The organism is Kitasatospora mediocidica KCTC 9733, assembly GCF_000744225.1.
Lineage (GTDB): Bacteria > Actinomycetota > Actinomycetes > Streptomycetales > Streptomycetaceae > Kitasatospora > Kitasatospora mediocidica.
This window is the reverse complement of record NZ_JQLN01000004.1, coordinates 1,046,749-1,070,998: the sequence shown is the minus strand read 5'-3', so window position 1 is coordinate 1,070,998 and position 24,250 is coordinate 1,046,749. Positions and strand designations below refer to the sequence as shown.

The window sequence follows — 24,250 nt, the reverse complement described above, 5'->3', positions numbered from 1 at the left end:
ATGACAACCCCCAACGAGAAGATCGTTGAAGCGCTGCGGGCCTCGCTGAAGGAGACCGACCGGCTTCGACGGCAGAACCACCAGCTCACCGAGGCGTCCCGGGAACCGATCGCCATCGTCGCGATGAGCTGCCGCTTCCCCGGCGGAGTGCGCTCCCCGGAGGACCTCTGGCAGCTCGTCGCGGGCGGGCAGGACGCCGTCTCCGGCTTCCCGACCGACCGGGGCTGGGACATCGAGTCGCTCTACGACCCGGACCCCGACCACGCGGGCACCTTCTACGCCCGCGAGGGCGGATTCCTGCACGACGCCGCCGATTTCGACCCCGGCTTCTTCGGGATCTCGCCGCGCGAGGCGCTGGCGATGGACCCGCAGCAGCGGCTGCTCCTTGAGACGTCCTGGGAGGCGTTCGAGCGGGCCGGCATCGACCCGGCGACCGTGCGGGGCTCGCGGGCCGGCGTCTTCGTCGGCGCGTCCGCCCAGGCGTACGGCGCGGGCCAGAACGACCTGCCGGAGGGCGTCGAGGGCCACCTGCTCACCGGGACGGCGTCGAGCGTCGTCTCCGGCCGGCTGGCCTACGTCTTCGGCCTCGAAGGCCCGGCAGCCACCATCGACACCGCCTGCTCGTCCTCCTCGGTCGCCCTGCACCTCGCCGTGCAGGCGCTGCGCAACGGCGAGTGCTCGCTCGCGCTGGCGGCCGGCGTGACGGTGCTGGCCAGTCCGGACGTCTTCGTCGAGTTCAGCCGCCAGCGCGGGCTGGCCGCCGACGGCCGCTGCAAGTCCTTCGCGGCGGCGGCGGACGGCACCGGCTGGGGCGAGGGCGTCGGCGTCCTGCTCGTCGAGCGGCTCTCCGACGCGCGGCGCAACGGGCACCCGGTGCTCGCGGTCGTCAAGGGCAGCGCCGTCAACCAGGACGGCGCCAGCAACGGCCTCACCGCGCCCAACGGACCCGCACAGCAGCGCGTCATCCGCCAGGCGCTGGAGAACGCCCGGCTGACCCCCGCCGACATCGACGCGGTGGAGGCACATGGCACCGGTACCACGCTGGGTGACCCGATCGAGGCCCAGGCCCTGCTGGCCACCTACGGCCAGGACCGCCCCGAGGGGCAGCCGCTCTGGCTGGGCTCGCTGAAGTCCAACCTCGGCCACACCCAGAACGCCGCGGGCGTGGCGGGCATCATCAAGATGGTCATGGCGATGCGCCACGGCGTGCTGCCCAAGACCCTGCACGTGGACGAGCCCACCCCGCACGTCGACTGGACGGCGGGCGAGGTCTCGCTGCTCGCCGAGGCGCGGGCCTGGCCCGAGACGGGCCGGCCGCGCCGGGTGGGCGTCTCGGCGTTCGGCGTGAGCGGGACCAACGCGCACACCATCATCGAGCAGGCGCCGCAGGACGAGCCGGCCGCGCAGCCGACCACGCCGGACACCGCGCCGGCCGCCGCGCTGCCGCCGGTGCTCCCCTGGGTGCTCTCCGGACGCGGCGCCGACGCCGCCCGCGCGCAGGCCGAGCGTCTGCGCGAACACCTCGTCGGCCAGGGCGAGTTGTCGCTCGCCGACGTCGGCTACGCGCTGGCGACCACCCGCGCGACCTTCGACCACCGCGCCGTGCTCCTCGCGGGCGACCGGGACGGTTTCCTGGCCGGGCTGACCGCCATGGCCGAGGGCGTCGCTGCGCCCGGCCTGGTCCAGGGCTCGCCGGTGGCCGGGAAGCTCGCCTTCCTGTTCACGGGCCAGGGCAGCCAGCGGCTCGGGATGGGGCGTGAACTGTACGACGCCTACCCGGTGTTCGCGGCTGCGTTGGACGAGGTCTGTGCGCAGCTCGAACTGCCGCTGAAGGATGTGCTGTTCGGCGAGGACGCTGCGGTGCTGGACCGGACGGAGTACACCCAGCCCGCGTTGTTCGCGGTGGAGGTGGCGCTCTTCCGCCTGGTTGAGGCGTGGGGTCTGCGGCCGGACTTCCTGTCCGGGCACTCGATCGGTGAGATCGCCGCCGCGCATGTGGCGGGTGTGCTGTCGCTCGCGGATGCCTGCACGTTGGTGGCCGCGCGTGGCCGTCTGATGCAGGAACTGCCCGCCGGTGGTGCGATGGTGGCGATCCAGGCCACCGAGGACGAGGTGCTGCCGCTGCTGACCGGTCGGGTGAGCATCGCCGCCGTCAACGGTCCGAACTCGCTGGTGATCGCTGGTGACGAGGACGAGGTCCTGGCCGTCGTGGCCGGTCGCAAGTCCAAGCGTCTGACCGTCAGCCATGCGTTCCACTCGCCGTTGATGGAGCCGATGCTCGACGCGTTCCGCGAGGTCGTCGAGGGCCTGACGTTCCACGCCCCGGCGATCCCGATCGTCTCCAACCTGACCGGCGAGGTCACGTCCGCCGACTTCTGGGTCCGGCACGTCCGCGAGGGCGTGCGCTTCCTCGACGGTGTCCGCAGCCTCGAAGCGCAGGGCGTCACGACGTTCGTCGAGCTGGGCCCGGACGGTGTGCTCTCCGCACTGGCGCAGGAGTGCGTCACGGGTGACGAGCACGCCTTCGTCCCGGTGCTGCGCAAGGGTCGGCCGGAGGCCGAGTCGCTGGTTGCCGCCGTCGCGCGGGCCCATGTGCGGGGCGTCGCGGTGGAGTGGGCGCAGGTCTTCGCGGGCACGGGTGCCCGCACCGTCGAGCTGCCCACCTACGCCTTCCAGCCGCAGCGCTTCTGGCTGGAGGCCGGCACCCCGACGGGTGACGTGACCGCCGCCGGCCTCGAATCGGCCGACCACCCGCTGCTGGGCGCGGCCGTGCCGCTCGCCGACAGCGACGGGTTCCTGTTCACCGGTCGGCTCTCGGTGGACACCCACCCCTGGCTGGCCGACCACGTCGTGATGGGCAGCGTGCTGCTCCCCGGCACGGCGTTCGTCGAGCTGGCGATCCGGGCCGGCGACCAGGTCGGCTGCGACTACCTGGACGAGCTGACCCTGGAAGCCCCGCTGATCCTGCCCGAGCGCGGAGCCGTCCGGTTCCAGATCGTGCTGGGCCCGCTGGACGGCGCCGGGCGACGTTCGTTCGCCCTGCTGTCCCAGCTCCAGGGCGCGCCGGCCGAGGAGCCGTGGACCCGGCACGCCGGCGGTGTGCTCGGCTCGGGCGCGCCGCAGGCCTCGTTCTCCCACACCGAGTGGCCGCCGGCCGGCGCCCGTACGGCCGATGTCGAGGACCTGTACGAGACCCTCGCCCACGTCGGCCTGGACTACGGCCCGGTGTTCCGCGGCCTCACGGCGGCCTGGCGCCTGGGCGACGAGGTGTTCGCCGAGGTCCGGCTGCCCGAGACCGCCGTCGCCGACGCGCAGGCGTTCGGCCTGCACCCGGCTCTGCTCGACTCCGCCCTGCACGCGCTGGGCCTGGTCGGCACCGAGGGCCGGGGGCGGCTGCCGTTCGTCTGGAGCGGCGTGTCGCTGCACGCGAGCGGCGCCGCCGCCCTGCGCGTCCGGCTGGCGCCGAAGGGTGCCGACGGCGTGCGGATCGAGATCGCCGACGCAGGCGGTGCTCCGGTGGCGGCGGTGGACTCGCTCGTGCTGCGCCCGGTGTCGGCGGAGCAGGTGAATGCCGCGCGCTCGGCGTACCACGAGTCGCTGTTCCGCCTGGAGTGGGCCGACCTGACCGGTGACCCGGACGGTTCGGCGCTGCGCTGGGCCGTCGTCGGTCCGCAGGCGCGGGGCCTGGCCCCGGCCGCGCTGCGGGCCGAGGAGTTCGCCGACCTCGCCGCGCTGGCCGCCGCCGTGGACGCGGGGGCGGCCGTGCCGGACTGCGTCCTGGTCGCGCCGACCGCAGAGATCACTGAGGGTGCGGAGGCCGCTGAGCGCGCTCGGGCCGCTGAGGGCGCCGACGCTCTCGCCGACGCGGTGCGCCACGCCACCGCCGGGGCGCTCGGGCTGGTGCAGGCCTGGCTGGCCGACGACCGGTTCGCCGACGCCCGCCTGGTCTTCGCGACCTCGGGCGCGGTGGCCGCCGCGCCCGGTGAGCCGGTCGACGACCTGGCGCACGCCGCGGTGTGGGGCCTGCTGCGCTCCGCGCAGTCCGAGAACCCGGGCCGTTTCGTCCTCCTGGACCTCGACGGCGAGGACGTCTCGGCGGCCGCGCTGCCGTCGGCGCTGGCCTCCGGTGAGGACCAGGTGGCGATCCGCGCGGGCGCGGTCCGCACGCCGCGCCTGGCCCGGGTGCCGGTGGCGGCCGAACCGGCCGCGCGCACCGGTCTGTTCGGCGCCTCCGACCTCGACGGCACGGTGCTCGTCACCGGTGCCTCGGGCACGCTGGGCGGCCTGGTCGCCCGGCACCTGGTGACCGAACACGGCGTCCGCAGGCTGCTGTTGGTCAGCCGTCGCGGTGCCGCCGCCGAGAACGCGTCCGAACTGTCCGACGAACTCGCCGCCTTGGGCGCCGAAACCGTCTGGGCCGGCTGCGACCTGGCCGACCGGGCCGCGCTGGCCGCGCTGTTGGCGTCGGTCCCCGCCGAACACCCGCTGACCGCCGTGGTGCACACGGCCGGTGTGCTGGATGACGGCGTGATCGGCTCGCTCACCCCCGAGCGGCTCGACCGCGTGATGCGCCCGAAGGTCGACGCGGCCTGGAACCTGCACGAGCTGACGCGGGACCTGGACCTCGCGGCGTTCGTGCTGTTCTCCTCCTCCTCGGGTGTCTTCGGCGGACCGGGACAGGGCAACTACGCCGCCGCGAACGCGTTCCTGGACGCCCTGGCGGTGCGCCGACGGACCGCGGGCCTGACCGCGACCTCGCTGGCCTGGGGCCTGTGGGGCGGTTCGGGCATGGCCGGCGGACTGGACGAGGCCGACGTCAGCCGGATGCGGCGCGCGGGCCTGCCGCCGCTCTCGCCGGCCGAGGGCCTCGCCCTGCTGGACCTGGCCGTCGCGGTGGACGAGGCGGCGCTGGCCCCGATGCGGGTCGACACCATGGCGCTGCGCGCCCAGGCCGCAGCCGGAACGATCGCGCCGCTGCTGCGCGGACTGGTCCGGGTGCCCGTCCGGCGCACGGCAGGCGCCGCCGCCGGTACCGGGGAGTCGGCGCTGGCCCAGCGCCTGGCCGGGCTCGACGAGGTGGAGCGGGACCGGCTGCTGCTGGACCTGGTGCGCACCCAGGTGGCAGCCGTGCTGGGCTACGCCGGTCCGCAACTCGTCGAGGAGGGACGGGCGTTCAAGGAGCTCGGCTTCGACTCGCTGACCGCCGTCGAACTGCGCAACCTGCTCGGCGACGTGACCGGGCTGCGCCTGCCGGCCACCCTGGTCTTCGACTACCCCACCGCGCTCGCGCTGGCCGGCTACCTGCGCACCGAGATCGTCGGCGACGAGGCCGCGGTCATCGTCCCCGACCGCGTGATCACCGCTTCCGACGACGACCCGATCGCGATCGTGGCGATGAGCTGCCGGTTCCCCGGCGGCATCCAGTCCCCCGAGGACCTCTGGCGCCTGCTGGTCGCCGCCGAGGACGGCATCACGCCCTTCCCGGCCGACCGCGGCTGGGACCTCGACGCCCTCTACAGCGACGACCCCGACCGCGAGGGCACCAGCTACACCCGCGAGGGCGGCTTCCTGCACGACGTCGCTGACTTCGACGCGCCGTTCTTCGGGATCTCGCCGCGCGAGGCACTGGCGATGGACCCGCAGCAGCGCCTGCTGCTGGAGACGTCCTGGGAGGCCTTCGAGCGCGCCGGCATCGACCCGGCGACGCTGCGCGGCAGCAAGACCGCCGTGTACGTCGGCTCCAACGAGCAGGACTACCTGACCCTCTGGCTGAACGACGCCCAGGGCCTGGAAGGACACCTGGGCACCGGCAACGCGGCGAGTGTGGCCAGCGGCCGGCTCTCCTACACCTTCGGCCTGGAGGGCCCCGCCCTCACCGTCGACACCGCCTGCTCCTCGTCGATCGTCGCTCTGCACCTCGCCGCACAGGCGCTGCGCCAGGGCGAGTGCTCGATGGCGCTGGCCGGCGCCGTCACCGTGATGTCCACGCCCGGTGCCTTCACCGAGTTCAGCCGCCAGCGCGGCCTGGCCGCCGACGGCCGGATCAAGGCGTTCTCCGCCGACGCGGACGGGACGATCTGGTCCGAGGGCGTCGGCATGTTCCTGGTCGAGCGGCTCTCCGACGCGCAGCGCAACGGTCACCCGGTGCTCGCCCTGCTGCGCGCCACCGCCATCAACCAGGACGGTGCCAGCAACGGCCTGACCGCACCGAACGGCCCTTCGCAGCAGCGCGTCATCCGGCAGGCGCTGGCCAACGCCGGCCTGTCCGCCGCCGAGGTGGACGTCGTCGAGGCGCACGGCACCGGCACCACGCTCGGTGACCCGATCGAGGCCCAGGCCCTGCTGGCCACCTACGGCCAGGGCCGCGACGCGGACCAGCCGCTCTGGCTCGGCTCCGTCAAGTCGAACATCGGCCACACCCAGGCCGTCGCGGGCGCCGTCGGCATCATGAAGATGGTGCTCGCCATGCAGCACGGCGTGCTGCCCAAGACGCTGCACATCGCCGAGCCGACCCCGCACGTGGACTGGACGGCCGGCGACATCGAGCTGCTGACCGAGGCCCGGCCGTGGCCGGAGACCGGGCGCCCGCGTCGCGCGGGCGTCTCCTCCTTCGGCTACAGCGGCACCAACTCGCACGCCATCATCGAGCAGGCGCCGGAGCCGGCGGCGGTCGCCGCCGTGGTCGCCGTCGAGCCCGAGACGGTTCTCCCGGTTCTCCCGTGGGCCCTGTCGGGCCGCAGCGAGGCCGCCGTGCGCGCCCAGGCCCAGCGCCTGCGCGCCTACGTGGACACCGCCGCCGCCCACCGCCCGCTCGACATCGCCTACTCCCTCGCCACCAGCCGGTCCGCCCTGGAACACCGGGCCGTCCTGCTCGGCCAGGACATGGCCCAGCTCACCCGGAGCCTGGAGGCGCTGGCCGAGGGCCGCAGCACCGTCGGTGCAGTGGCCGGCGGCCGGATGGCGTTCCTGTTCACGGGCCAGGGGAGTCAGCGGCTGGGGATGGGGCGTGAGCTGTATGACGCGTTCCCGGTGTTCGCGGGTGCGTTGGATGCGGTGTGTGCCGAGCTTGAACTGCCGCTGAAGGATGTGCTGTTCGGTGATGACGCCGAGGCGTTGAACCGGACGGAGTTCACCCAGCCCGCGTTGTTCGCGGTGGAGGTGGCGCTCTTCCGCCTCGTCGAATCCTGGGGCCTGCGCCCGGACTTCGTGTCGGGTCACTCGATCGGTGAGATCGCTGCCGCGCACGTCGCGGGCGTTCTGTCGCTCGCGGATGCCTGCACGCTGGTGGCCGCTCGCGGTCGCCTGATGCAGGAACTGCCCGCCGGTGGTGCGATGGTGGCGTTGCAGGCGACGGAGGCGGAGGTGCTGCCGCTGCTGTCCGAGCGGGTGAGCATCGCGGCCGTGAACGGTCCGAACTCGCTGGTGATCGCTGGTGACGAGGACGAGGTCCTTGCTGTCGCGGCCGGCTTCGCGGGTCGCAAGAGCAAGCGGCTGACCGTCAGCCACGCGTTCCACTCGCCGTTGATGGACGGGATGCTTGACGCGTTCCGTGAGGTGGCGGAGGGGCTGAGCTACCAGGCTCCGAAGATCCCGATCGTGTCGAACCTGACCGGCGCTGTGGTCTCGGCGGAGGAAGTCGGTTCGGCCGACTTCTGGGTGCGGCATGTGCGTGAGGCGGTCCGGTTCCTGGACGGTGTGCGGGCGTTGGAGGCGCAGGGCGTCACGACGTTCCTGGAGCTGGGTCCGGATGGTGTGCTGACCGCGCTGGCGCAGGAGTGCGTCACCGGCGACGCCGACGCCGCTTTCGTTTCGGCGCTGCGTAAGGGCCGTCCCGAGACCGAGACGGTGACGGCCGCGCTGGCCGGCTTGCAGGTGCGCGGATTCGCACCGAACTGGGAGTCGTTCTTCGCCGGAACCGGTGCGCAGCGCGTCGATCTGCCGACGTACGCGTTCCAGCGTCGGCGCTACTGGCCGGAAGAGCCGGTGCGCAACGCTGTCGAGGGTTGGCGCTACCAGGTCTCCTGGAAGCCGCTGGCCGAGAGCCCGGCTCGTGGTGGGTTGTCGGGTGTGTGGTTGGTGTTGGCTGCTGGTCAGGCGTCGTCGGAGGTGGCGGATGCTTTGGCCGGTGCTGGTGCCGAGGTGCGGGTTGTCGAGGTGGCGGGGGACCGCCACAGTGTCGGTGAGGCTCTGCGGGCGTCGGTGGATGGTCCGGTGGCGGGTGTGGTGTTGCTGCCGGGTGCTGGCCTGGACGGTGTTCTGGGCGTGGTGCAGGCGCTGGGTGACGTCAGTGTCGGCGGCCCGTTGTGGGTGCTGACCTCGGGTGCGGTCTCGACCGGGCGTTCGGATGCTGTTCCGGATGCGGGTCAGGCTTCGGTGTGGGGTCTGGGCCGTGTGGTGGGGTTGGAGCATCCCGAGCGTTGGGGTGGTCTGGTCGATGTGCCGGCGGTGCTGGACGGTCGGGCGTTGGAGCGTCTGGTGGGCGTGCTGGCGGGCTCGGGTGAGGATCAGGTTGCGGTTCGTGCGTCGGGGGTGTTCGGCCGTCGTCTGGTCCGTGCCTCTGCTGGTGCGGTGGGTCGTGCGTGGGTGCCGGGCACGGGTTCGGTGCTGGTGACGGGTGGTACGGGTGCGCTGGGTGCCGAGGTGGCGCGTTGGCTGCTCGCCGCTGGCGCCGAGCATGTGGTGTTGACGAGCCGTCGTGGTCTGGAGGCGCCCGGCGCGGTCGAGTTGCGCGATGAGCTGGAGGCGCTTGGCGGCCGGGTGACGGTCGCCGCGTGTGATGTGGCTGACCGTGACGCGCTGGCGGCCCTGTTGGCGGAGTTCCCGCCGACTGCGGTGGTGCACGCGGCCGGTGTGCTGGACGACGGCGTGCTGGACGCGTTGACGCCGGAGCGCTTCGCGACGGTGCTGCGCGCGAAGGTGGATGCGGCGCTCAACCTGGACGAGCTGACCAGGGACTTGGACCTGTCGGCGTTCGTCCTGTTCTCCTCGATCGCCGGCACGGTGGGTGCAGCGGGTCAGGGTAACTATGCTGCGGCGAACGCGTTCCTGGATGCGCTGGCCGAGCGGCGTCGCGCCGAGGGTCTGCCCGCGACGTCCGTCGCGTGGGGCCCGTGGGCGGGCTCCGGCATGGCCGCCGACGGTGCGCTGGAGGCGCGGATGCGTCGTGCCGGTGTGCCGCCGATGGCGGCCGACCTCGCGATCCGTGAGCTTCAGCGGGCGCTTGACCTGGACGAGACGGCCGTGACCGTCGCGGACATCGGTTGGGAGCGGTTCGGCCCGGGCTTCACCGCCGCGCGGCCGAGCCCGCTGCTGGCCGACCTCGTCGAGGCGCGCCGTCCCGGCGCCCGCGACGGAGCCGGGCATGTCGAGTCGGCGGCCGTCGAGTCGGCGTCCGCGCTGGCTCAACGCCTGCTCGGCCTGCCCCAGGCGGGCCGCAAGCGTGCGCTGCTGGACCTGGTGCGTACCCACGTCGCCGGCGTTCTCGGTCACGAGGACGTCGAAGAGGTCGGGGCCGCGCGGGCGTTCCGGGAGATCGGCTTCGACTCGCTCACCGCCGTCGAGCTGCGGAACGGCCTGAACGCCGTGACCGCGCTGCGGTTGCCGGCCACGCTGATCTACGACTACCCGACGCCGCTGGCGCTCGCCGAGCACCTGCTCGCCGAGCTGCTCGGTGAGCAGGACGCCGTCACCGGACCGGTGGCGGTGGCCGTGGACGACGACCCGATCGCGATCGTCGCGATGAGCTGCCGCTTCCCGGGCGGCGTCGAGTCGCCGGAGGACCTCTGGCAGCTGCTCGTGTCCGGCGGCGACGCCATGTCGGCCATGCCGATGGACCGTGGCTGGGACCTGGAGGCGCTGTACAACCCGGACCCGGAGGTCGAGGGCACCTCGTACGTCCAGGAGGGCGGATTCCTCTACGAGGCCGGTGACTTCGACGCCGCGTTCTTCGGGATCTCGCCGCGTGAGGCGCTGGCGATGGACCCGCAGCAGCGCCTGCTGCTGGAGACCTCGTGGGAGGCGTTCGAGCGGGCCGGCATCGACCCGGCCACCCTGCGCGGCAGCCAGGCCGGCGTCTTCGTCGGCACTAACGGTCAGGACTACCTCTCCCTGCTGCTGAACGGACCCGAGGGCCTTGAGGGTCACATGGGCACCGGCAACGCGGCGAGTGTGGTCTCGGGCCGGCTGTCCTACACCTTCGGCCTGGAGGGCCCGGCCGTCACGGTCGACACGGCCTGCTCCTCGTCCCTGGTGGCTCTGCACTGGGCGATCCAGGCGCTGCGCAACGGCGAATGCTCGCTGGCACTGGCGGGCGGCGTGACCGTCATGTCGACCCCGGGCGCGTTCGTCGACTTCAGCCGTCAGCGCGGTCTTGCCGCCGACGGCCGGATCAAGGCCTTCGCGGCCGGTGCCGACGGCACGGGCTGGGGCGAGGGTGTCGGCATGCTGCTCGTGGAGCGGCTCTCGGACGCGCAGCGCAATGGGCACCCGGTGCTCGCGGTGGTCCGTGGCTCGGCCGTCAACCAGGACGGCGCCAGCAACGGCCTGACGGCCCCGAACGGGCCGTCGCAGCAGCGCGTCATCCGGCAGGCGCTGGCGAGTGCCGGACTGTCGACCGGCGAGGTCGACGCGGTGGAGGCGCACGGCACCGGCACGACGCTGGGTGACCCGATCGAGGCCCAGGCGCTGCTGGCGACCTACGGCCAGGACCGTGACGCCGAGCGGCCGTTGCTGCTCGGATCGGTCAAGTCCAACATCGGGCACACCCAGGCGGCGGCGGGCGTGGCTGGTGTGATCAAGATGGTGCTGGCGATGCAGCACGGCGTGCTGCCGCAGACGCTGCACGTGGACGCGCCGACCCCGCACGTCGACTGGACGGCGGGCGACATCGCGCTGCTGACCGAGGCGCGGGCCTGGCCCGAGACCGGGCGTCCGCGCCGGGCCGCTGTCTCGTCCTTCGGGTTCAGTGGGACCAACGCGCACACCGTCCTTGAGCAGGCACCCGTGGCCGAGACCGGGACCGTCGTTCCGGCGGCGGAACTCCCGGCCGTGCCGCTGGTCCTGTCGGCCAAGGGTGGGGCGGGCCTGCGGGCCCAGGCCGACCGGCTTCGTGCGTACCTGACCACCGAGTCGGACGTCCGACTGCCCGATGTCGCCTACTCGTTGGCCGTCGGACGTTCCGCCTTCGAGCACCGTGCGGTCCTGGTCGGCCAGGACCGTGCCGAGCTGCTGAAGAGCCTGGAGGCGCTGGCCGAGGGCGGCGCGACCGAGGGCGCGATCGTCGGCGGCCGGATGGCCTTCCTGTTCACGGGCCAGGGGAGTCAGCGGCTGGGGATGGGGCGTGAGCTGTACGAGGCGTTCCCGGTGTTCGCGGCTGCGTTGGACGCGGTGTGTGCGGAGTTCGAACTGCCGCTGAAGGATGTGCTGTTCGGGCAGGACAAGGAGTTGCTGGACCGGACGGAGTTCACTCAGCCGGCGTTGTTCGCGGTGGAGGTGGCGCTGTTCCGGTTGGTGGAGGCGTGGGGTCTGCGGCCGGACTTCGTGTCGGGTCACTCGATTGGTGAGATCGCTGCCGCGCATGTGGCTGGTGTGCTGTCGCTGGCGGATGCGTGTGCGCTGGTGGCTGCTCGTGGCCGTCTGATGCAGGAACTGCCGTCCGGTGGTGCGATGGTGGCGTTGCAGGCGACGGAAGCGGAGGTGTTGCCGCTGCTGACCGGTCGGGTGAGCATCGCGGCCGTGAACGGTCCGAACTCGCTGGTGATCGCTGGTGACGAGGACGAGGTCCTGGCTGTCGCGGCCGGCTTCGCGGGTCGCAAGAGCAAGCGTCTGACCGTCAGCCACGCGTTCCACTCGCCGTTGATGGACGGGATGCTTGACGCGTTCCGTGAGGTGGCGGAGGGGCTGACGTTCCAGGCTCCGGAGATTCCGATCGTGTCGAACCTGACGGGTGCTGTGGTGTCGGCGGAGGAAGTCGGTTCGGCCGACTTCTGGGTGCGGCATGTGCGTGAGGCGGTCCGGTTCCTGGACGGTGTGCGGGCGTTGGAGGCGCAGGGCGTCACGACGTTCCTGGAGCTGGGTCCGGACGGTGTGCTGACCGCGTTGGCGCAGGACTGCCTGGCGGAGGCCGACCGGGCCTTCGTCCCAGCGGTGCGGGCCGGCCGCTCGGAGTCCGAGGCGCTGATCGCCGCCGTGGCGCGGGCCCATGTCCGGGGCGTCGCACTGGACTGGGAGGCGTTCTTCGCCGGAACCGGTGCGCAGCGCGTCGAGCTGCCGACCTACGCGTTCCAGCGGGAGCGGTTCTGGGTCGAGGCCGTGGAGGACGTGCGGGAGGGTGCCGCAGCCACGGACTCGGTGGACGCGAGTTTCTGGGATGTGGTGGAGCGCGGGGATCTGAAGGCGCTCGCGGCCGAGCTTGAGCTTGACCCCGACCTTTCGTTGGGAGCGGCTCTGCCTGCTCTGTCGGCGTGGCGTCGGGTGCAGGGTGAGCGGTCGGTGGTGGAGGGTTGGCGCTACCGGGTGACGTGGAAGCCGCTGGCTGGTGTTGCGGCTCGTGGTGGGTTGTCGGGTGTGTGGTTGGTGCTGGCTGCGGGTCAGGCGTCGTCCGAGGTGGCGGGTGCTCTGGCTGGTCGTGGTGCTGAGGTGAGGGTTGTCGAGGTGTCGGGCGACCGGTTCAGCGTGGGTGAGGCTCTGCGGGCGTCGGTGGATGGTCCGGTGGCGGGTGTGGTGTTGCTGCCGGGTGCTGGCCTGGATGGTGTTCTGGGTGTGGTGCAGGCGCTGGGTGACGTCAGCGTGGCCGGCCCGTTGTGGGTGTTGACGGCGGGTGCGGTGTCGGTGGGCCGTTCGGATGGTGCTCCGGATGCGGGTCAGGCTTCGGTGTGGGGTCTGGGTCGTGTGGTGGGGTTGGAGCACCCGGAGCGTTGGGGTGGTCTGGTCGATGTGCCGGCGGTGCTGGACGGTCGGGCGTTGGAGCGTCTGGTGGGCGTGCTGGCGGGCTCGGGTGAGGATCAGGTTGCGGTTCGTGCGTCGGGGGTGTTCGGCCGTCGTCTGGTCCGTGCCGCTGCTGCCGGTGCGGCAGGTCGTGCGTGGGTGCCGGGCGCGGGTTCGGTGCTGGTGACGGGTGGTACGGGTGCGCTGGGTGCCGAGGTGGCGCGTTGGCTGCTCGCGGCTGGTGCCGAGCACCTGGTGCTGACGAGCCGTCGGGGTCTGGAGGCGCCGGGCGCGGTCGAGTTGCAGACGGAGTTGGAGGCGCTGGGCGGTCGGGTGACGGTCGCCGCGTGTGATGTGGCTGACCGTGAGGCGCTGGCGGGTCTGTTGGCGGAGTTCCCGCCGACTGCGGTGGTGCACGCGGCCGGTGTGCTGGACGACGGCGTGCTGGACGCGCTGACGCCGGAGCGCTTCGCCTCCGTGCTGCGCGCGAAGGTCGAGTCCGCAGTCAACCTGGACGAACTGACCAGGGACTTGGACCTCTCGGCGTTCGTCCTCTTCTCCTCGATCACGGGGACGGTCGGCACGGCCGGTCAGGGCAACTACGCTGCGGCGAACGCGTTCCTGGACGCGCTGGCCGAGCGGCGTCGCGCTGAGGGTCTGCCCGCGACGTCCGTCGCGTGGGGTCCGTGGGCGGGCTCGGGCATGGCGGCCGACGGTGCGCTGGAGGCGCGGATGCGCCGTGGCGGTGTGCCGCCGATGGCGGCCGGCCTGGCGATCGCGGCACTTCAGCGGGCGCTGGACCTGGACGAGACGTCCGTGACCGTCGCCGACATCGACTGGGAGCGGTTTGCTCCGGGCTTCACGGCGTCGCGGCCGAGCCCGCTGGTGTCCGGCCTCGCAGAGGTGCGGAAGACGCGGGAGAGCGCTCTGGCGCCGACCGCCGGGGCTGCTGACTCCGGGACGCTCGCGGGCCGGCTCGCGGGCCTGGCGGTGGCGGAGCGTGAGCGGGTGCTGCTGGAGACGGTGCGTTCCGCCGTCGCGGACGTCCTCGGGCACGCCGGTGCGGACGCCGTCGAGGCGACCCGCGCGTTCAAGGAGCTGGGCTTCGACTCGCTCACTGCGGTCGAACTGCGCAACCGCCTGAACGCGGCGACCGAACTGCGGCTGCCGACGACGCTGATCTACGACTACCCGACGCCGCTGGCGCTCGCCGAGCACCTGCTCGCCGAGCTGCTCGGTGAGCAGGACGCCGTCACCGGACCGGTGGCGGTGGCGGTGGACGACGACCCGATCGCGATCATCGCGATGAGCTGCCGCTTCCCCGGTGGCGTCCGGTCGCCGGAGGACCTCTGGCGCCTGCTGGCCGGTGGCGAGGACGCGATCTCCGCCTTCCCGACCGACCGTGGCTGGGAGCGCGAGTCGTTCTTCGACCCGCAGGCCGTCACGCAGGACGCCGCGTTCGCCCGTGAGGGCGGCTTCGTCTACGACGCCGGCGACTTCGACCCGGACTTCTTCGGGATCTCGCCGCGTGAGGCCGTCGCGATGGACCCGCAGCAGCGGTTGCTGCTGGAGACCTCGTGGGAGGTCTTCGAGCGGGCGGGCATCGACCCGGTGAGCCTGCGCGGCAGCCGGACCGGCGTCTTCGCGGGGACGAACGGTCAGGACTACCTGTCCCTCGTCCTCAGCACGCCGGACGGCGGCGACGGGTTCATGAGCACGGGCAACTCGGCGAGTGTGGTCTCGGGCCGGCTGTCCTACACCTTCGGCCTGGAGGGCCCGGCGGTCACCGTCGACACGGCCTGCTCGTCGTCGCTGGTCGCGTTGCACCTCGCGGCGCAGGCGCTGCGCAACGGTGAGTGCTCGCTGGCGCTGGCGGGCGGTGTGACCGTCATGTCGACGCCGGGCGCGTTCGTGGAGTTCAGCCGTCAGCGCGGTCTGGCCGCCGACGGCCGGATCAAGGCCTTCGCGGCCGGTGCCGACGGCACGGGTTGGGGCGAGGGCGTGGGCATGCTGCTCGTGGAGCGGCTGTCGGACGCGCGGCGCAACGGGCACCCGGTGCTCGCGGTGGTGCGTGGCTCGGCCGTCAACCAGGACGGTGCGAGCAACGGCCTCACGGCCCCGAACGGTCCCTCGCAGCAGCGGGTGATCCGGCAGGCGCTGGCGAGTGCCGGACTGTCGACCGGCGAGGTCGACGCGGTGGAGGCGCACGGCACCGGCACGACGCTGGGTGACCCGATCGAGGCCCAGGCGCTGCTGGCGACCTACGGCCAGGACCGTGACGCCGAGCGGCCGTTGCTGCTCGGCTCGGTCAAGTCCAACATCGGGCACACCCAGGCGGCGGCGGGTGTGGCGGGCATCATCAAGATGGTGCTGGCGATGCAGCACGGCGTGCTCCCGCAGACGCTGCACGTGGATGCGCCGACCCCGCACGTGGACTGGACGGCCGGCGCGGTCGAGCTGCTGACCGAGGCGCGGGCCTGGCCGGAGACCGGCCGTCCGCGCCGGGCCGCCGTCTCGTCCTTCGGCGTGAGCGGCACCAACGCGCACACCGTGCTCGAGCAGGCGCCGGTGGCCGAGATCGGGACCACCGTCGCTCCGGTGGCTGAACTCCCTTCCGTGCCATGGGTGCTGTCGGGCCGGACCGAGGCAGCCGTCAAGGACCAGGCCGCCCGCCTGCGCTCCCACTTGGTGGCCAACCCGGAGCTGGACTCTGCTGATGTGGCCTACTCGCTGGCCACCGGACGGGCGGCGCTTGAGCGCCGTGCGGTGCTGGTGGCCGACGACCGCGACGGGTTCCTGCGCGGTCTGGCCGCCCTGGCCGCCGACGAACCGACGGCCGGTGTGCTGCGGGACGCGGTGGCCGGTGGCCGGACGGCGTTCCTGTTCACGGGGCAGGGGAGCCAGCGGCTCGGGATGGGGCGTGAACTGTACGACGCCTACCCGGTGTTCGCCGACGCGCTGGACGAGGTCTGCGCCCACTTGGACGCGCACCTTGAACGGCCGCTGCGGGACGTGCTGTTCGGCGAGGACGCCGAGATCCTGAACCGGACGGAGTTCACCCAGCCGGCGCTGTTCGCCATCGAGGTGGCGCTGTTCCGTCTCGTTGAGGCGTGGGGCCTGCGGCCGGACTTCCTGTCCGGTCACTCGATCGGTGAGATTGCTGCCGCGCACGTGGCGGGCGTTCTCTCGCTCGCGGATGCCTGCACGCTGGTGGCCGCGCGTGGCCGTCTGATGCAGGAACTGCCCGCCGGTGGCGCGATGGTGGCGTTGCAGGCGACGGAGGCTGAGGTGCTGCCGCTGCTGACCGGTCGGGTGAGCATCGCGGCGGTGAACGGTCCGAACTCGTTGGTGATCGCTGGTGACGAGGACGAGGTTCTGGCCGTCGTGGCCGGTCGCAAGTCCAAGCGTCTGACTGTCAGTCACGCGTTCCACTCGCCGTTGATGGAGCCGATGCTCGACGCGTTCCGTGAGGTCGTCGAGGGCCTGACGTTCCACGCGCCGGCGATCCCGATCGTCTCCAACCTGACCGGTGAAGTCGGCTCCGTCGACTTCTGGGTCCGGCACGTCCGCGAGGCCGTGCGCTTCCTGGACGGTGTCCGCAGCCTCGAAGCGCAGGGCGTCACGACGTTCGTCGAGTTGGGCCCGGACGGTGTGCTCTCCGCGCTGGCGCAGGAGTGCGTCACGGGTGACGAGCACGCGTTCGTGCCGGTGCTGCGCAAGGGCCGGCCGGAGGCGGAGGCGTTGACCACCGCAGTGGCCCGGGTCCAGGCCCGGGGTGCGGAGATCGACTGGGAGGCGTTCTTCGCCGGGACCGGCGCCCGCCGGGTCACCCTGCCCACCTACGCGTTCCAGCGCCGGCGGTACTGGGCGGAGGCCGCCGAGGAGGCGGTCGCGGACTCGGTGGACGCGGGTTTCTGGGATGCCGTGGAGCGTGGGGATCTCGCTTCGTTGGCGTCGACGTTGGATGTTGCGGGTGAAGGGGCGCTGGAGACGCTGTTGCCGGCGTTGTCGGCGTGGCGTCGGGTGCAGGGTGAGCGGTCGGTGGTGGAGGGTTGGCGCTACCGGGTGACGTGGAAGCCGCTGTCGGCGGGGTCTGCCGGTGGTGGCCTGTCGGGTGTGTGGTTGGTGCTGGCTGCTGGTCAGGCGTCGTCGGAGGTGGCGGATGCTCTGGCTGGTCGTGGTGCTGAGGTGAGGGTTGTCGAGGTGTCGGGCGACCGGTTCAGCGTGGGTGAGGCTCTGCGGGCGTCGGTGGATGGTCCGGTGGCGGGTGTGGTGTTGCTGCCGGGTGCTGGCCTGGATGGCGTGTTGAGCGTGGTGCAGGCGCTGGGTGACGTCAGTGTCGGCGGCCCGTTGTGGGTGCTGACCTCGGGTGCGGTGTCGGTGGGCCGTTCGGATGCTGTTCCGGATGCGGGTCAGGCTTCGGTGTGGGGTCTGGGTCGTGTGGTGGGGTTGGAGCACCCGGAGCGTTGGGGTGGTCTGGTCGATGTGCCGGCGGTGCTGGACGGTCGGGCGTTGGAGCGTCTGGTGGGCGTGCTGGCGGGCTCGGGTGAGGATCAGGTTGCGGTTCGTGCGTCGGGGGTGTTCGGCCGTCGTCTGGTCCGTGCCGCTGCTGCCGGTGCGGCAGGTCGTGCGTGGGTGCCGGGCGCGGGTTCGGTGCTGGTGACGGGTGGTACGGGTGCGCTGGGCGCCGAGGTGGCGCGTTGGCTGCTCGCCGCCGGTGCCGAGCACCTGGTGCTGACGAGCCGTCGGGGCTTGGAGGCGCCCGGTGCCTTGGAGTTGCGCGATGAGTTGGAGGCGCTGGGCGGTCGGGTGACGGTCGCCGCGTGTGATGTGGCTGACCGTGAGGCGCTGGCTGGTCTGTTGGCGGAGTTCCCGCCGACTGCGGTGGTGCACGCGGCGGGCGTCCTGGATGACGGCGTGCTGGACGCGTTGACGCCGGAGCGCTTCGCGACGGTGCTGCGCGCGAAGGTGCAGTCTGCGGTCAACCTGGACGAGCTGACGCGGGCGATGGACCTGTCGGCGTTCGTCCTGTTCTCCTCGATCAGCGGCACGGTGGGTGCGGCGGGTCAGGGCAACTACGCTGCGGCGAACGCGTTCCTGGACGCGCTGGCCGAGCAGCGCCGCGCCGACGGCTTGCCCGCGACGTCCGTCGCGTGGGGCCCGTGGGCGGGCTCGGGCATGGCGGCGGACGAGGCGCTGGAGGCGCGGATGCGCCGTGGCGGTGTGCCGCCGATGGCGGCCGGCCTGGCGATCGCGGCACTTCAGCGGGCGCTGGACCTGGACGAGACGGTCGTGACCGTCGCCGACGTCGACTGGGTGCGCCTGGCCGAAGGCTTCACCGCGTCGCGGCCGAGCCCCCTGCTGGCGGAGCTGTCCGAGCTGCGGACGGCCCCGAGGAGCGCCCTGGCGCCGACGGCCGTCGACGCCGACGCCGACGCCGGGACGCTCGCGGGCCGGCTGGTGGGCCTGTCGGCAGTGGAGCGTGAGCGGGTGCTGCTGGAGACGGTGCGTTCCGCCGTCGCAGACGTCCTCGGGCACGCCGGTGCGGACGCCGTCGAGGCGGGCCGTTCGTTCAAGGAGCTGGGCTTCGACTCGCTGACCGCCGTCGAACTGCGCAACCGCCTGAACACCGTGACCGGGCTGCGGCTGCCGGCCACGCTGGTCTACGACTACCCGACGTCGTCGGCGCTGGCCGGCTTCCTCCGCACGGAGATCACCGGGCCGGAGGACCTGGCGGGTGCCGGGGTGCTGGTGCCGTCGGCGGTGCTAGACGACGATCCGATCGCGATCGTCGCGATGAGCTGCCGCTTCCCCGGCGGCGTCCGCACCCCGGAGGAGCTGTGGCAGCTGCTCGCAACGGGTGGGGACGCTGTGGCCGGGTTCCCGGCCGACCGTGGCTGGGACGTCGACGCACTCTTCGACCCGGAGTCCGAGGGCGACAACTCCTCGTACGTCCGGGAGGGCGGGTTCCTGACGGACGCCGCAGGGTTCGACCCGGGCTTCTTCGGGATCTCGCCGCGTGAGGCGCTGGCGATGGACCCGCAGCAGCGGCTGCTGCTGGAGACATCGTGGGAGGCGTTCGAGCGGGCGGGCATCGACCCGGTGACCCTGCGCGGTCAGCAGGTCGGCGTCTTCGCGGGCACCAACGGTCAGGACTACCTCTCCCTGGTGCTGTCCTCGCCGGAAGGCTCGGAGGGCTTCCTCGGCACCGGCAACGCGGCCAGCGTGATGTCTGGCCGGGTCTCCTACGCGCTGGGCCTGGAGGGGCCGGCGGTCACGGTGGACACGGCCTGCTCGTCCTCGCTGGTGGCTCTGCACTGGGCGGTGCAGGCGCTGCGCAGCGGCGAGTGCTCGCTCGCGCTGGCCGGCGGCGTGACCGTCATGTCGACGCCGGGCGCGTTCGTCGAGTTCAGCAAGCAGCGCGGTCTGGCCGCCGACGGCCGGATCAAGGCCTTCGCGGCCGCCGCCGACGGCACGGGCTGGGGCGAGGGCGTGGGCATGCTGCTCGTGGAGCGGCTGTCCGACGCCCGTAGGAACGGGCACCCGGTGCTCGCGATCGTCAAGGGCAGCGCCGTCAACCAGGACGGCGCGAGCAACGGCCTCACCGCCCCGAACGGCCCGTCCCAGCAGCGGGTGATCCGCCAGGCGCTGGCCGGTGCGGGTCTGTCCGCCGCCGAGGTGGACGCGGTCGAGGCGCACGGCACGGGCACCAAGCTCGGTGACCCGATCGAGGCCCAGGCGCTGCTGGCCACCTACGGCCAGGACCGGCCGCAGGACCGGCCGTTGCTGCTCGGCTCGATCAAGTCGAACATCGGTCACACCCAGGCTGCCGCAGGTGTCGCGGGCATCATCAAGATGGTGCTGGCGATGCAGCACGGCGTGCTCCCGCAGACGCTGCACGTGGACGCGCCGACCCCGCACGTCGACTGGACGGCCGGCGACATCGCGCTGCTGACCGAGGCGACGCCGTGGCCGGAGACCGGCCGTCCGCGCCGCGCGGGCATCTCGTCCTTCGGCATCAGCGGGACCAACGCCCACACCGTCATCGAGCAGGCCCCGGCGGCCGAGACCGACTCCGCCACTCCGGCGGCGGAGCTGCCGACCGTGCCGTGGGTCCTGTCGGGCCGGACCGAGGCCGCGCTCAGGGACCAGGCCGCGCGCCTGCGCTCCCACCTGGAGACCGACGCAAGCTCGGGTGCCACCGACGTCGCCTACTCGCTGGCGACGACGCGCACGTTGCTCGACCACCGTGCGGTGGTGACTGCCGACAGTCGCGACGAGCTGCTGAGGGGCCTGGAGGCGCTGGCCGCAGGCGAGTCGGCGGCTTCCGGTCTGGTGCGGGGGACGGTGGCCGGTGGCAAGACGGCGTTCCTGTTCACCGGCCAGGGCAGCCAGCGGCTGGGGATGGGGCGTGAACTGTACGACGCCTACCCGGTGTTCGCCGACGCGCTGGACGAGGTCTGCGCCCACTTGGACGCGCACCTCGAACGGCCGCTGCGGGACGTGCTGTTCGGCGAGGACGCCGAGGCGTTGAACCGGACGGAGTTCACCCAGCCGGCGCTGTTCGCCATCGAGGTGGCGTTGTTCCGTCTCGTTGAGGCGTGGGGCCTGCGGCCGGACTTCCTGTCGGGTCACTCGATCGGTGAGATCGCCGCCGCGCATGTCGCGGGCGTCCTCTCACTCGCGGACGCCTGCACGCTGGTGGCCGCCCGTGGCCGTCTGATGCAGGAACTGCCCTCCGGTGGCGCGATGGTGGCGATCCAGGCCACCGAGGACGAGGTGCTGCCGCTGCTCACCGAGCGGGTGAGCATCGCGGCCGTGAACGGTCCGAACTCGCTGGTGATCGCTGGTGACGAGGACGAGGTCCTGGCCGTCGTGGCCGGTCGCAAGTCCAAGCGCCTCACCGTCAGCCACGCGTTCCACTCGCCGCTGATGGAGCCGATGCTCGACGCGTTCCGCGAGGTCGTCGAGGGCCTGACGTTCCACGCCCCGGCGATCCCGATCGTCTCCAACCTGACCGGCGAAGTCGGCTCCGCCGACTTCTGGGTCCGGCACGTCCGCGAGGCCGTGCGCTTCCTGGACGGTGTCCGCAGCCTCGAAGCCCAGGGCGTCACGACGTTCGTCGAGCTGGGCCCGGACGGTGTGCTCTCCGCGCTGGCGCAGGAGTGCGTCACGGGTGACGAGCACGCGTTCGTGCCGGTGCTGCGCAAGGGCCGGCCGGAGGCGGAGGCGTTGACCACCGCAGTGGCCCGGGTCCAGGCCCGGGGTGCGGAGATCGACTGGGAGGCGTTCTTCGCCGGGACCGGCGCCCGCCGGGTCACCCTGCCCACCTACGCGTTCCAGCGCGAGCGCTACTGGGTCGACGCCGTGCTGACCATGGACGAGGTCGCCTCGATGGGCCTCGGCTCGGCCGCGCACCCGCTGCTCGGCGCGGCGGTGGAAATGCCCGACTCGCAGGCGTTCCTGTTCGCGGGTCGGCTGTCCCTCCAGACGCACCCCTGGCTGGCCGACTACGCGGTGGCCGACACGGTGGTGCTGCCGGGCGCGGCCTTCGTGGAGCTGGCCGTCCGGGCCGGCGACCAGGTCGGCTGCGACCTGGTGGAGGTGCTCACCCTGGAGGAGCCGCTGGTGCTGCCGGAACGCGGTGGTGTCCAGCTGCGGGTCTCCGTCGCGGAGCCGGACGACTCCGGTCGCCGCGCACTGGCCCTCCACTCCCGCCCCGAGCGGGGGTCGAAGGCCGCCGACGGCACCCGGACCGACCTGCCGTGGACGCGCCACGCCACCGGCGTGCTGGCCGGCGGGTCCGACCAGTCCGAGCCGTCCGCCGACCTGTCGGTGTGGCCGCCCGTCGGCGCCACGGCCGTCGACGTCGACGAGCTCTACGACCGCACGGCGCGCAGCGGCCTCGTGCACGGTCCCGCCTTCCAGGGCCTGCGGGCCGCCTGGCGGCGCGAGGACGAGGTCTTCGCGGAGGTCTGCCTCGCCCAGGCGCAGCAGCCGGACGCCGAGCGCTTCGCTCTGCACCCGGCGCTGCTGGACGCCGCGCTGCACCTGCTGCCGCTCGGCAGCGGGGACGAAAGCGAGATCCCCGCAACGGAGTTCGCCAGGCTGCCGCTCAGCTGGAGCGGCGTGACGCTGCACGCGGTCGGCGCCTCGGCGCTGCGCGTGCGGCTGACGCGGGCCGACGCGGGCGCGGTCCGCGTCCTGCTGGCGGACGAGACGGGTGCGCCCGTCGCCTCCGTCGACTCCCTGGCGACCCAGGCGGTGGCCGCGGGCACTCCTGCGGCGTCGACGGCCGACGTGTCGGCCGCGTTCCACGACTCGCTCTTCCGGATCGACTGGACGGAGCTGCCGACCTCGGTGGCGCCCGCCACGGGCGAGTACGCCGTCCTCGGGACCGACGACCTGAAGCTGGCCGTCGGGCTCCGGACCGCCGGAGCGCAGGCCGAGGCGTACGACGACCTCGACGCGCTGGGGCTGGCCGTCGCCATCGGCCGGACCGAGCCGGCCACCGTGCTGGTGCCCTTCCTCACGGACCGGGTCACCGCCACGGCGGCGGACGGCGGCGCGGGCACCGACCTCGCCGCGGAGGTGCACGACGCCGCACAGCGGGCCCTGCTCCTGCTCCAGGACTGGCTGGGCGGCAACCGGCCCGGCTCGGCGCGCCTGGTGCTCGTCACCCGGGGCGCCGTCACCGCGGCCGGGGACGCCGAGGCCGTGGACCTGGTGCACGCACCGCTCTGGGGTCTGCTGCGCGCGGCGCAGGCGGAGAACCCGGAGCAGTTCGTCCTGCTGGACATCGACGGGGAGGCCTCGTTCGCGGCGATCGCCGGGGCGCTGGCCTCGGGTGAACCCGAGCTGGCGCTCCGGGCCGGCCGGGCGTACGCGCCCCGTCTCGCCCGGGTCCCGGCAGCGGCCGCACCCGCGCAGACCCCGGTCGCGCGGATCGACGAGGCCGGCACCGTCCTGATCACCGGTGCCACCGGTGGTCTGGGCCGGCTGATGGCCCGCCACCTGGTGACCGAGCACGGCGCACGGCACCTGCTGCTCGTCAGCCGGCGCGGCCCGGCCGCCGACGGCATGGCCGAGCTGACCGGCGAACTGCACGCCCTGGGCGCCGAGGTAGCGGTCGCCGCCTGCGACGCGGCCGACCGCGAGGCACTGGCCGCGCTGCTGGCCGGCATCGACCCCGCGCACCCGCTGACGGCGGTGGTGCACGCCGCCGGCGTCCTGGACGACGGTGTCATCGACCTGCTGACGCCGGAGCGCCTCGACCGGGTGATGCGTCCGAAGGTCGACGCGGCGGTCAACCTCCATGAGCTGACGGCCGGTCTGGACCTCGCGGCCTTCGTGCTCTTCTCCGCGGCGGCCGGCACGCTGGGCAGCCCGGGACAGGGCAGCTACTCGGCGGCGAACGTCTTCCTGGACGCCCTCGCCGGGCACCGGCGCGCGCACGGCCTGGCCGGGCTCTCGCTGGTCTGGGGCATGTGGGCCGAGGAGCGGGGGATGGCCGGCCGGCTCGGCGCGGCCGACCTCGACCGGGTCGCCCGTGGCGGGGTGCTCCCGCTCGCCGCGGCGCAGGGGCTGGCTCTGTTCGACGCGGCCCGTGCGGTCGGCGAGCCGGTGCTGGTGCCGATCCGGCTGGATCTGGCCGCGCTGCGCTCCTCCGCGCAGGGCGGCGGACTGCCGCTCTTCCGGGGCCTGGTGCGGACCCCCGCACGCCGGGCTGTGGAGAGCCGCCGGACCGAGGTGACGGCCGGGACCCCGGCCGGCGCCGAGACGCTGGCCGAGCGGCTGGCGGGTCTGGCGGAGGCCGAGCAGGAGCGCATGGTGCTCGACCTGGTGCGCCGGCAGGTGGCCGAGGTCCTCGGCTACGCGTCGAAGGACCTGGTCGGCGCCGAGCAGGCGTTCAAGGAGTTGGGCTTCGACTCGCTCACCGCGGTCGAGCTCCGCAACCGCCTGAACGCCGCGACCGCTCTGCGGTTGCCGGCCACGCTGATCTACGACTTCCCGACGCCGTCGGCGCTCGCGCGCCAGTTGCGCCTGGAGGTGGCGCCGCCCGCGCCGGAGGCCGGACCGTCCGTCCTGGCCGAGCTGGAGCGGCTGGAGAGCACCCTCGCCTCGCTGGCACCGGGCGATCTCGCCTCGGTCGTCGAGGACGAGGCGGGCCACTCCCGCATCGCGGTGCGGCTGCAGTCGCTGTTGACCAAGTGGAACGACGTCGGACGGGCGTCCGACGAGGCCGGGGCGAGCGTGCTCGAAGAGGCCAGTGACGACGAGCTCTTCGACTTCATCGACAAGAGGTTCGGCCGGAGCTGACCGCACG

General features: G+C 73.1%; 1 protein-coding gene. It reads left to right on the top strand.

The annotated features are described in order from the left end of the window. Entirely contained in the window at positions 1 to 24,243 is a 24,243-nt protein-coding gene (locus BS80_RS44070; RefSeq protein ID WP_051966491.1) for a type I polyketide synthase, read from the top strand. The last annotated feature ends 7 nt before the right edge of the window (positions 24,244 to 24,250 follow it).